The sequence below is a fragment of the Ruegeria sp. N7 genome (assembly GCF_056531345.1).
Genome location: NZ_JBQFLR010000008.1, coordinates 128,831 through 140,411, shown reverse-complemented (window position 1 = coordinate 140,411; position 11,581 = coordinate 128,831). Strand labels below are relative to the sequence as shown.

Annotated in this window: 10 protein-coding genes and 1 tRNA gene; 3 read left to right on the top strand and 8 right to left on the bottom strand. The window is 53.1% G+C overall.

All coding sequences use genetic code 11. The features are described from left to right. The 7 genes from ACR0ES_RS11610 to ACR0ES_RS11580 form a co-directional block, all read right to left on the bottom strand. On the bottom strand, positions 1 to 487 hold a 487-nt coding region (locus ACR0ES_RS11610; RefSeq protein ID WP_480870749.1), incomplete at its 3' end, for a hypothetical protein. Positions 488 to 718: 231 nt separating this feature from the next. Then, positions 719 to 1,558, bottom strand: a complete 840-nt coding sequence (locus ACR0ES_RS11605; protein ID WP_480870747.1) for a NotI family restriction endonuclease — start codon at positions 1,556 to 1,558, stop codon at positions 719 to 721. Continuing rightward, positions 1,548 to 2,705 carry a DNA cytosine methyltransferase gene (locus tag ACR0ES_RS11600; protein ID WP_480870746.1) on the bottom strand — a complete coding sequence of 386 codons (1,158 nt, stop codon included), beginning with the start codon at positions 2,703 to 2,705 and terminating at the stop codon, positions 1,548 to 1,550. Before ACR0ES_RS11600 ends, ACR0ES_RS11605 begins: the two co-directional genes overlap by 11 nt. A gap of 93 nt (positions 2,706 to 2,798) precedes the next feature. Then, positions 2,799 to 4,646 (bottom strand): UvrD-helicase domain-containing protein, encoded by a 1,848-nt coding sequence (locus ACR0ES_RS11595; RefSeq protein WP_480870743.1) that lies wholly within the window; start codon positions 4,644 to 4,646, stop codon positions 2,799 to 2,801. Next, a complete protein-coding gene (locus ACR0ES_RS11590) occupies positions 4,643 to 6,466 on the bottom strand; it encodes an ATP-dependent nuclease (protein ID WP_480870740.1) in 1,824 nt (607 codons plus the stop codon). The genes ACR0ES_RS11595 and ACR0ES_RS11590 overlap by 4 nt, the downstream gene beginning before the upstream one ends. 175 nt (positions 6,467 to 6,641) lie before the next feature. Further along, positions 6,642 to 6,839 (bottom strand): helix-turn-helix transcriptional regulator, encoded by a 198-nt coding sequence (locus tag ACR0ES_RS11585; protein ID WP_480870737.1) that lies wholly within the window; start codon positions 6,837 to 6,839, stop codon positions 6,642 to 6,644. Positions 6,840 to 7,061: 222 nt separating this feature from the next. After that, positions 7,062 to 7,137: transfer RNA gene (locus tag ACR0ES_RS11580), tRNA-Thr, on the bottom strand. Positions 7,138 to 7,318: 181 nt separating this feature from the next. On the opposite strand from ACR0ES_RS11580, the gene ACR0ES_RS11575 reads away from it, so the two are divergent. After that, a complete protein-coding gene (locus tag ACR0ES_RS11575; RefSeq protein WP_480870734.1) occupies positions 7,319 to 8,188 on the top strand; it encodes a hypothetical protein in 870 nt (289 codons plus the stop codon). Positions 8,189 to 8,210: 22 nt separating this feature from the next. Here the strand turns inward: ACR0ES_RS11575 and ACR0ES_RS11570 are convergent, their stop codons facing one another. Further along, positions 8,211 to 9,107 carry a LysR substrate-binding domain-containing protein gene (locus ACR0ES_RS11570; RefSeq protein ID WP_480488363.1) on the bottom strand — a complete coding sequence of 299 codons (897 nt, stop codon included), beginning with the start codon at positions 9,105 to 9,107 and terminating at the stop codon, positions 8,211 to 8,213. A 101-nt stretch (positions 9,108 to 9,208) separates the two neighbouring features. Here ACR0ES_RS11570 and ACR0ES_RS11565 point away from each other — a divergent pair, with 101 nt between their 5' ends. Together ACR0ES_RS11565 and ACR0ES_RS11560 are read left to right on the top strand one after the other, a co-directional pair. Further along, entirely contained in the window at positions 9,209 to 10,381 is a 1,173-nt protein-coding gene (locus tag ACR0ES_RS11565; RefSeq protein WP_480870731.1) for a pyridoxal phosphate-dependent aminotransferase, read from the top strand. Then, positions 10,378 to 11,580 (top strand): acyl-CoA dehydrogenase, encoded by a 1,203-nt coding sequence (locus ACR0ES_RS11560; RefSeq protein WP_209508024.1) that lies wholly within the window; start codon positions 10,378 to 10,380, stop codon positions 11,578 to 11,580. The genes ACR0ES_RS11565 and ACR0ES_RS11560 overlap by 4 nt, the downstream gene beginning before the upstream one ends. Position 11,581: the final 1 nt, after the last annotated feature.

Sequence of the window (11,581 nt, the reverse complement as noted above, 5' to 3'; positions counted from 1 at the left end):
AAATTCGTCCGTCCGTTTCAGTCCCATAGTTCGTCTCCTTTGCTGCAATAAATGCTATCAAAGGAGCGGCAGCAAACCGCGACACGTCCAAAACAACGGTCCCCAGCCAGGCCTCTTTCCGAGCCAGTTCAACCACGCTATCGCAGTTGAAATGCCGACCATGAAGGAGGTCTTTGACGTAAATCGTCTCCCGCTTCTGATGGTACCACCAGTATCCGGCACCAATGCCAGCAGCGAGCGCGAGCAGCGCTCCTATCATGCCCATCTGGTTAAGCAAGACCATCGCAGCAACCAAGGCTCCAACGCCGATGAAAATGGATCTGCGTAGCAGTCCTGGTTGATCCGCAAAGATTAGAATGGCCTGATCGAACTTATATTTCGAAACGATAGAATTCTCGTCTTCATCCAGTTCGATCTTGCCCCAGAGCTTAAAACTAACACCACCCGATGCAGCGTTGCTCTGCTCACGTTTGAAAAGAAGGTCCATAAATCTCTACCCCAAAACTACAATAAAATAATGGAAGTATCAAAGCGTTCTGGTGGGGGCGGGTCAAGAATGATTGTGGCGGGGGTTGTTCAGGCGTCCGAGCGATTTTCAATCGTGGAAAGTGTATGAAGTCGTTGGAATTGGGTTCGGATGCTGAGATGCTGTTTGCAGGTACGCGACGGTATGGCCGGGGATTGGGATTTGCGGTTTGTGGGGATAGGGGTTCTTAGGCTATTTTCGCCTCAATGCCTCAGAAATCTTGCCCTTGAAGGCGTCTTTAGATGGCGCTTCCTTGTACAAAATAGCCTGTTGAAGGTTGGCGTGGCTGGTGCCTTCGACCCGTTTTAGCTGGGGGCGAAACTGACCTGGCTTTTCAGGATCATCTTCGAACACGTAGGTCATGAACACGATGTTCACTGTGTTGCTTGCTATGTCAGTCGAACGCATGAAGTCCGCTTTATCGATCACAGATTGGTACACCTGATCCTGTATGACCGCGATAATTTTGGTTCCCCAGTGGTGGTGGAAATAGCCTTTACGGATCAGCTGAGTGATGTACCGCTTGTATACGTTGTCCCAATTGAATCCATAGGTGGGACGCTTTGCCATTTCCTCCCCGGCGCGCAGCGCCTCGTATGCAGGATACACTGAACCGGTGATATCGATTGCCTGCAGCTCGACTGATAGAAAGTTCCCGATTGTCCCATCTGGCTGTTGATCAGCAATAACAAAATCAACGTTCCCAAACCCCTTCATTTTCACTTCCGTTGCAACGACTGGGTTTTCGGGCGGGTCAAATGGCCAGCAGTTTTCAACCACAGCATGGAGCCAGTCGACCTGGTAGAACCGCTTTGGGCATACGCATATCAGGTCCCTAACCGGATCGCGTTCAAACTTGCTGTTCTTCCAAAGCGAGCAAACAGGGTATGGTTCTTTACCCAAGTTTGTTGAACGCTTTGGGCACTCGACTTCAATATATGGACACATGAAGCCGGACTGTTCCGGACTCGCATTGAACTCAGCTTTCTGACCCTGGACCTCAGCAATTGCGTCACGAGGGTCAAACGGCATGCAGCATTCCGCTCTGTGTTCTGGACGATCCAGTATTGGTTTTCATACCGTCGGCGGTAAGTATCGTCTCGGCGACCGCCTTGCCAAGAAGCGGCGGCACCGCGTTCCCAACTTGAACATACTGCTCAGTTCGACTGCCTGAGAACGCAAAGAAATCCGGAAATGACTGCAGTCTGGCTGCCTCTCGCACAGAGAACGACCGATCTTGTGTGGGATGGATATACGCACCCCAGTGAACGTCGCACTTGGTGAGCACAGTGCAGGCTAGGTCTGTTTTTGCGGGCCGTCCGTATCGCTTTGTATGATCACTACGCTTGGCCTTTTTCATTCCTGCAGGGAGCAAATCAAATGGAATGTCCCGCCAGGAGCCACCAGGCGGAATATGCTGCATACGCTCTAGATTTACCTTGGACAGTCGCGGAGCGCTGTGGTTGCTGACAACCGTACAATCGCCCCTTAGCACGGCTTGATAGGAGTTCTGTGCGGCCCTTTCGTAGGCACCAGACCCCATATCCTGACCATTCTCAAGCGAAGGCAAATCTGAAATGGCATCCCAAACGGTGACAAACGGCTGCAGTTCTGGCCCGTGGGTTGGGTTTGGGAATAGGATCGGACAGTGCTCTTCTTTCGTCGCAATGAAAAACATGCGTCGACGCTCTTGCGGAACGCCGTATTCTTCGGCCTTGAGAAGCTTCATATCCACTCGGTAGCCGAGACGCCGCATCCCGGCCTGAATTTCGCGGACAATGGCACCACCTGCAATCGATGTGATGCCCGTGACATTTTCCATCACGAGCCAGCGTGGCTGGATTGCTTCTACGAGACGCAAATACTCTTTGAACAATCCGGCACGTGGATCATCAGCGCCACGCTGATGATTATATACGGAGTATCCTTGGCATGGGGGGCCTCCAATCAAGATGTCGATTTCGCCAGATTCACAACCGGCCGCTGAGAGAAGGTCTAGGACAGACACCGACTGGATTGGCCCGTGAACAAAAGTTGCCTCATTGTGCGTTTGCGAGAACGTTTTCCCGAATGTTGCGTCGATGTCCTGACCCGCCAGAACATGCACTCCGGCTTGGCGGAAGCCCTCAGAAAGGCCGCCTGCACCGCAAAACAAATCAATCGCTGTCCAACCGCCCATCTACATCTTCTCCCGCATCTTGTGTGATGCTTTTTTGCTAATACAACAGGTTGCCCCTTTGGAGGCAACAGAAATAGCATACTGAAAAAATGTTCACAATATGTTCTTCAGTAGGGCGCAAGGAATATGCTTGGGCGTCAGAATGGTGGTCTTCTGACGTGCACGAGTAACGGCAACCCTGAAGTTTTGGGTAGTATCATCGTTCACGGCATTGCCAAAGCATATACGTGAATATGTGCCGCTGGTGATCTTGCCCTGAAAAACCGTGCTGAAACCGTCAAAGATGATGACTTCGTCAAACTCCTTACCTTTGGACTTGTGGATGTTCATGACAACCACGCCGCTCTCCGGCTTCTTACTCATTGCGAAATGCTCTTGAACGAACGCATCACTTACTAAGCGATACGCATTGGCATATCGTCCGTTCGACTGCCAATCGTTCAGTAACAGGCTGCGAAGGTCCACGTTTCGATCTAGCAACCTCAAAAAACGAGCAGATTGACCCGCATCTTTCAGCCTTGCGTCACTAGAGCTTTCGAGAATGTCGCGCAGCTTCACCCAATCATCGTATGGGTCACCCTCCAGCTCGAGATCGGAGATCGACGCGTGTATTTTCAGTAACTTGCTACACACGCTGTTGCCTGGCAGCTTGTTGGAATTGACCTGGAAAACGGCAAAGTCCTGGTCGATTTTCTTTGCTTGGTTAACGTAAGCAGTCTTGGGTCTTCGGTCCCCATTGCGCCCGCGCATGAACTTAGTAACCGCACGAATGAAGTGCTCCTGCCCTTCGATTGAGTTGTCCTGTTCGAGCAAAGCGCTGAGAATTCCAGCGCTGAGTACAGCTGCTTCGAGATCAAAAATCGGTCGATGCCGTATTTTAGCGCAACCGGCAGGTGGATTACTCAACAGTTCCGAAACACGTTTGGTTGTTTCTTTACTGCCGGTAAGAATTGCGAGTGACCAGTCTGATTTACCGCTTTCTACGAGCCGCTGTATAGCGTGGATGATTGCCAAATTGAGCTGTTTGTACGCCATGTCCTTGTTGCAGAAATTTGGCAACCCGTACGGAACGATCTTAATTCCCTTGTATTCAATCGAACTCTTGCTGAACTCCTGTGTGAGAATTTCATTCCCAAACGTGGCGATGTCGGTTCCTTTACTGCGAAAATTCTCCTGCTCCAGGTCTATGCGCTTGGGCGAAAACTTGGCTTCATACTGAGCTAGACGTTTTGGGTCCGCGCCCTTCCATCGATATATCTGCTGTTCCGGATCGGCCAGCGTAATCAGAATTGAATTTCGCCCAAGCTCATTCACAACCTCCCATTGATCAGCATCAGTGTCCTGGAACTCGTCCAATATGATGAACGGGTATTTCAAGGAGATGAGTTCACGAATGCGTGCAGACTGCTTTAGTAGACTTGCAACCGCGGGTGCAAATAGGTCGAACGCGATTTTTCCTTCTGCCTCTGCACACGCCCACCGAATGTCATTGAGTTCTTTTTGGTATCTTTCGAAGCGAACTTTTTCCTCAGTCGATTTTTGTGGATTGGGCTTGCCGCCGAAACTTTCACGGAGTCCAAGCAAAATCTCGGCTTCGTTGTATCCTTCCAGCACTTCGAGCGTTCTGGGCAGGCCTAACAGATAGCCGTGGGCATTCAATATTCGCCAAAAGAACGAGTGGTAAGTATCAACTTCAATTGAATCCTTCTCTTCTTTCGTGATCGCATCGCTCTGCTGGATCGCCTCCTCGACCCTGGCAATAGTTGGTCGTGCAAAACTCAAGAACAAGATTTTTTGTGAGGAGTAGAGCAAATCATGAGACAGTTTGGCAGCTTTCAAGATCGCCACTGTAGTCTTTCCTGACCCTGCGCCACCGATCACCAAAGCATGGCCGTGCGCGGCCAGGAATTCTTTTTGACCTTCGCTCAATTCCATTTTCATGCTGGTACTGCGGCAGATGCCTCGGCTTCATCTTCAGGAGGTTCTGGCGTCGGTCGTGCAATTTGGGTGAGTTTCTCAACCATATCTTTCAGAAAAGTCGGAACTTCAGCTTCGGTACAGACGGCCAATAGCGCTACCGCTCCGCCTGAGCCTTTGGTCTTCTTGAGGTAGCGTTTTAAGGCATCATCGATATTGGCGGTTGGGTTGGGTACCGTGTCTAAGACAAATTGGGGCCATGTCATCGCTGCGTCAAAGCGCAGTTTTGCCGCTTCTGGAACTTCAGCAATAAGCATGTCTTCGATGCGTTTGTAGCTGTGAACAAATGCCTCATCTGCTGCAGCTTTCATCGCAGCTTCTTCTGCCGCGTCTTGGGCATCGCAAAACACCGAAATATGCTTGCCAAGACCATTCAGTGCATCGGTGTGATTGAGAACCTGCGTGTCAGTTTGAGAGTTTATCATACAGTACCCTAGCGCCGCCAGATCGGCGTATTTCATGTTGTCCAAGCCGGACAAGTGACGAGATAATCCAACAAGAATTGAGACTTCGGTCGCGCCTTCACAAACGACGACACGCCTTGCGAGCAGCCCTTCACAAAGCTGCGAACGAAAATACTGATGGTAGCTGTAGCAACTTGGATCGGAGATATTCACGGAATGGTGGTTGAGCTCTCCTGGGCTGTCGATGGATAGAATCGCAATGCTATCAAGGTCGAATTCTTCAATCACATACGGTGAGTGCGAAGTGAAAATTGACTGATCGGAATTAGTCATCACCTCTTTCACCACCTGTTTTTGAACATGTGGCGGTATTGCAGTTTCTGGTTCTTCCATCGCGAATATTACGTTCTGCTTGTTGTCGCGGATGATGGACAAAAGCGCCAGAACTAGCATGTTGGTTGTTCCTGTTCCCTGTCTAAAATAGGGCGCAGTGTGATCGCCGTGCGTTTCGATGAATGCTACAATTGTTCGCCGCAGATCTTCCCGTGTCATCCGAGAAACCTTGAGTTTTGGGGCAGCCCCCCATTCCTTTGGAACATAGCGATTAATCGCGGTCTGCACGTCAGCAAGAACCAGCCCGATTTCGTCTGTCTCGTCTATTGGAATCTGTGCTTCCTCCAATTTGGAGAGCACGTCTTCCCACATTTTGGGCTTAACCTCACGAGCTCGGAGGACAATGTCCAGCAGACTTCCACGCTCCAAGCTGAGTGCTCGCGAACCAGTGCGCAATGCGCGCAAGTATAAGAAACCAATAAGTTGTTTTTCACGCTTAAAGACCTCATCCGTTTTACCGGCGAGCAGGTCTTTATAGTAATACGTCTTACCCACGAAATCATCGATTTCCGAGTCGTAGTGGCCGAGGAAAAGTATGCGCAGGCAGTCGGTTACTGATGCCTCGTCAACACCGTGTATTTCGCCTTTGTCGAGCATTTTGCCGCTAGTTTTGGAGTAGTACTCACACCTTCCTCCAAAAACCGACTTTTGTTCGTCAGTAAGATCGACAAGTTGGACCAACACAGCAATTGTTTCTTTATTCTCATCGGTGAAAATTTTATCAAACCGGCTGAAATCTTCTTCGACGATTTCCTGCCCAATCGGTACAGAATCGTCGTCGGAGTAGTATTCCCCGAGGTAAAAGTCGTGCTCGTCAACTGCGGGAAATCGGCTGAGACGATCTGGCCCTAGTGCCAAGTCAAGCGCCTCGAGGATCGTGGTTTTCCCGGTATTGTTGTCGCCGAGAAGTATCTGCTTGTCGGAAATCGGAATATCTGCCTTCAGGAGACCCCGGAAATTTCTAATTTTGATGTTTGAAATTTTCATTTTTATCACTTTGGCTTAATGCGTTGAAGTTAATGAGAAATCACTATCGAAAACTATAACATTGGGTATCAACTAAGTCTCTAGCGATGCTTCGTCGCACCGCCACGCGACAACGAAAACAATGTTGGCCAATTGGGTGGCCGGGTTTGTAACCTCGGCCACCCAGCTCCTGAAATCAGGAGTGTCGGTTTGGTTCTTCTCGCTGCATCAAGCGCTCTTGAAGCCAGTCCAGCACTTCGCTCTCGACCCAGCCCACCCGGTTCGGGCCCAGCATTACCCGCATGGGGAATTTGCCTGCCTTCTCCAGCCGGGCTATGTGTTGGGGTGAGTACAGAACAAGCTCCTTCACCTGACGTTTTGAAAGTATCCTCATCACGAAGTCTCCACGATTGGAGAGCAACGCGATGCCCTCAGGTTTCGACAAGTCTCCCGAGAGGTCTGTATCCTAGGTCAAAACACCAGTTTGATTCAATCGACATGCTCAAGATGGACAATAAGGGCACATACCGTCGCAAGAAAAAAGGTGGACTAAACGGGGGGCCAATATTTCTTCAGAGAAATAAACTGTTTAATTTAAATAATTTAGAAGAATTGGTGGTGCCCCCACACGGACTCGAACCGCGGACCTACTGATTACAAATCAGTTGCTCTACCAGCTGAGCTATAGGGGCACTGGCAGTCGATTACTTCGTCCGACAGAGGACTGCAACCCTCATTTTTAACTCAAACTTGGGGATTGCCCGATTTCCTGAGAAAGTGCAGAAACCGCACGGTTGGTTCGTTGCAGATTTTCACGCGACGCAAAGACATGGAATGGGATGGACACAGCCCCTGAGGGTAAAAGGACAAAAGATGCAGGTAGTAATCCATGCCGGGGCCGCTTTCGCCGATGAAGGGCAAGTGCTGTCCTCGCTTTCGGCAAACAAGCAGGCCTTGGCGGATTGCCGTGCTGCGATCTTGGGACCGCGCGGCGGACGTCAGTTTGTCAAGGTTCTGTCTGATGCCCTTGCTCAGGATTTGTCTGATGCAGAAACACAGGACGGGCTGCACGCCCTTCTTCCGGATGATCCAAATGTTGATCGTGTCATCCTCTCGAACGACAAGTTCTTTGGCCCAACACGCTCTGCCCTGCAACATGGACAGATTTACCCTTTTGCCGGGCAGCGGACAGCCTATGTGCAGACCTTGCTGGACGATGCTCAGGTCGAAATATTTGTCGGTCTGGTGAACCCCGGTTTTTTCATACCCAAGGTCCTTATGTCGATCCATGAAGATCACCGGCAGGAGATTCTGACCAGCACCGATCTGAGTTGCCTGAGCTGGTTGAGTATGATCGAAGATCTGCGCGATCTTGCACCTCAGGTGCAGCTCACTTTGTGGAAGAACGAACATTTGCCACTGATTCTGGGGGATATCACGCGCGAAATGGCGGGCCTGCCCGGTGACGCTCCTCTGGTGGATGAATATGCGTTGCTGTCGTCGCTTCTGACTGAAACCGGTCAACAGCATGTTCTGGACATCGTGCGGGGCGGCGTCGGCCTCGACAAGGACGCTCAACGCGAAGACCTTGCGCGGGTTTTGGAGGACTATGCCCGGCCCGATGAGGTCGAAGAAGAACTTGATCTGCCCGGATGGAACGCAGACATCGTTGACGCATTTACAGAGCTTTACGAGCAGGATCTGGCAATCATCCAGACCATGCAGGGCATCCGGATGCTGTAACCCTTCTGTCGCGCCCGCACCCTTACAAATGCCTTTTCGTTTGCCGGATGATCCAGTCCGCAAATGCTTGTACGGCTTCGTTCCTCTGCCCGGTCGGCGTTGCAATGAAATATGCGCTGCCCGAGGCATTCACCAATTGCCCGGTCTGGACCAGCGCGCCCGACGCCAACTCGGCCTCGATCAGGTAGGACGGCAAAATCGCAGCCCCAAGCCCTGCAACTGCGCCTTCGATCAGCATCGAGAACTGATCAAAGCGCATCCCTGGAAAAACCGCTCTGGCGTCAAGCCCAAGGCTGGCATGATACTCGGACCATAGCCCGGGCCGTGAGGTCAGATGCAACAGCGGCAGATCGAACACATGCTGTTCCTCGAAAGGCCGTTGGTCGCCCAACAACACGGGCGCGGCTGCCACGACAAGTTTTTCCGGGAACAGCTTGCGTAGCCGCGCACCGGGCCAGTCTTCGTGGCCAAAGTGAATGGCAAGGTCCACGCGCCGCTCTTCCAGGCTGAACGGTGTTGTGTAGGAATGCAAATCCAGTTCGATCCCCGGATGCAGGTGCTTGAAATCCGGCAGTCTTGGCACCAGCCACCGTGTAGCAAAGGTGGGCAGGACCGCCAAGGTCAGCAACGACGCACCGTCACCGGCCGCGATCGCACGATTGATCGTACCGTTCAGCCGCTCAAGGTCTCCGGCAAGTTCTTCAAACAAAGCGCGACCCGCTTTCGACAAGCGAACGGCACGCCCGACCCGGCGAAACAGCGTCACCCCCAGCGCAGCCTCAAGTTCACGCACTTGGCGGCTAACCGCGCCCTGCGTCACACCAAGTTCCTCTGCTGCCATGGTATAGCTTTCGTGGCGTGCGGCAGCCTCGAAGCTGCGCATGAGGGCAAAAGACGGAAGGGAGCTGATTCTGGGCATATCACTTATGAGTTTTAGTCACAGAAACGATACAAAACAGCGTATTTTTATCAAGTTACTTTGCAGATAGAACCTCAGTCACCTCCAGAGGAAGATTGACAGTGTTTCACCGCGCAAACCGACTAAACGGTATCGAATTGTCCGAAATCGTGCAGATTTCCGAGGCCGCCGCACGCTTGCGTTCGGAAGGGCGCGATGTTGTGGCATTGTCGACCGGTGAGCCTGACCTGCCCACCCCGCCCCATGTGGTCGAAGCTGCCTACGCGGCAGCGCTGGACGGCAAGACGAAATACCCGCCGACGGCCGGGGTGCCCGACCTGCGCGCCGAAGTTGCCCGGCAGGCCAAAGCCGAAGTGGCTCAGGTCATTGTGTCCACCGGTGCCAAGCAGGTGATAGCCAATGCCATGCTGGCCAGCTTGAACCCCGGCGACGAGGTCATCATGCCCGCGCCCTACTGGACCAGCTATTCTGACATAGTGCGGATGGCGGGTGGAACGCCCGTCATTCTGCCTTGCCCGATGGATCAGGGATTCAAGCTTCTGCCGGAACAGTTAGAGGCCGCTATCACACCGCGCACGCGCTGGCTGATGCTCAACACGCCGTCGAACCCGTCGGGGGCAATCTATACACAGGATGAGATCGCCGCCCTCGCATCTGTTTTGTCCCGGCATCCACAGGTCTGGGTTCTTGCGGATGAGATTTATCGCCATCTCAGCTTTACTCCATTTGTTTCAGTGGCCGAGGCAGCCCCTGGCCTTGCCGACCGTCTGTTGATCGTCGACGGTGTCGCCAAAGCATGGTCCATGACCGGATGGCGCATCGGCTGGGGGATCGGGCCGGTCGAGTTGATCAAGGCAATGGTGGCCGTTCAGGGGCAGGTTACATCGGGCGCCTGTTCGATTGCACAATGGGCCTCGCTTGCGGCGCTGACCGGCAGCCCGGACCTGTTGGAAGAACGCCGGGTCATTTTTACCGAACGCCGTGATCTGGTGGTTGCAGGGTTGAACACGGTTCCGGGGTTGCGCTGCGCGGCTCCCGACGGGGCGTTTTACGCCTTTCCTTCCTGCGCCGGACTGCTTGAGGATCAGGGAGGACCGTTCAAAAATGACGCTGACTTCTGCACCTGGTTGTTGGAAGATGCCGGTGTCGCTCTGGTTCCCGGTCGCGCCTTCGGGTTGCCCGGACATTTTCGCCTGAGCTTTGCTTATGCCCAAGATACAATTGCAGCGGGGCTTGCACGTCTCAAAGCCGCTGTAGAAAGGAAACTCTCATGAAACCACAATCCCGCCCCCAGCTTGGCCCTTTCACTTGGGATGACCCTTTTCTGCTGGAAGACCAGTTGGCCGAAGACGAACGCATGGTGCGCGATGCGGCCAACGCCTACGCGCAGGACAAACTGCTGCCCCGTGTGACCCAGGCTTTCGCCAATGAAGAAACAGACCCCGAAATCTTTCGCGAGATGGGTCAAATGGGCCTTCTGGGCACGACTATCCCCGAAGAATTCGGCGGCATCGGTGCCAGCTATGTCACTTACGGTCTGGTCGCACGCGAAGTGGAACGGGTCGACAGCGGTTACCGCTCGATGATGTCGGTGCAGTCCAGCCTCGTCATGTATCCGATCTATGCCTACGGAACGGATGAACAGCGCCGGAAATACCTTCCGAAACTGGCCAGCGGGGAGTCTATTGGCTGCTTTGGCCTGACCGAGCCCGATGCAGGCTCGGACCCCGGCGGCATGAAAACCGTCGCGAAAAAGACTGATGGGGGCTATGTCCTCAACGGGTCAAAGATGTGGATCTCGAATGCTCCCATTGCTGACGTGTTTGTCGTCTGGGCCAAATCAGACGCGCATGACGGCAAGATCAAGGGTTTTGTTCTTGAAAAAGGCACACCCGGTCTTTCAGCTCCGAAGATCGAAGGCAAACTGTCGCTGCGCGCCTCGATCACGGGTGAGATCGTGATGAACAATGTCGAGGTCGGGGAAGATGCTCTGTTGCCGGGTGTCGAAGGTCTGAAAGGGCCGTTTGGCTGCCTGAACCGCGCACGATACGGTATCGCCTGGGGATCGATGGGCGCAGCCGAGGCCTGCTGGCACGCCGCGCGGCAATACGGTCTGGACCGAAAACAGTTCGGTCGCCCTTTGGCGCAAACGCAGCTGTTCCAGCTGAAGCTTGCGAACATGCAGACCGAAATCGCCTTGGGCCTTCAGGCCGCTCTGCGCGTGGGTCGTCTGATGGACGAAGCCCGCGCAGCACCCGAGATGATCAGTCTGATCAAGCGCAACAATTGCGGCAAGGCACTTGAGGTCGCACGCCACGCACGTGACATGCACGGCGGCAATGGCATCAGCCAGGATTTCCACGTGATCCGCCACATGGTGAATCTGGAAACCGTGAACACCTATGAAGGCACGCATGATGTTCATGCCTTGATCTTGGGTCGCGCGCAAACGGGCCTGCAAGCCTTCGCCTGAG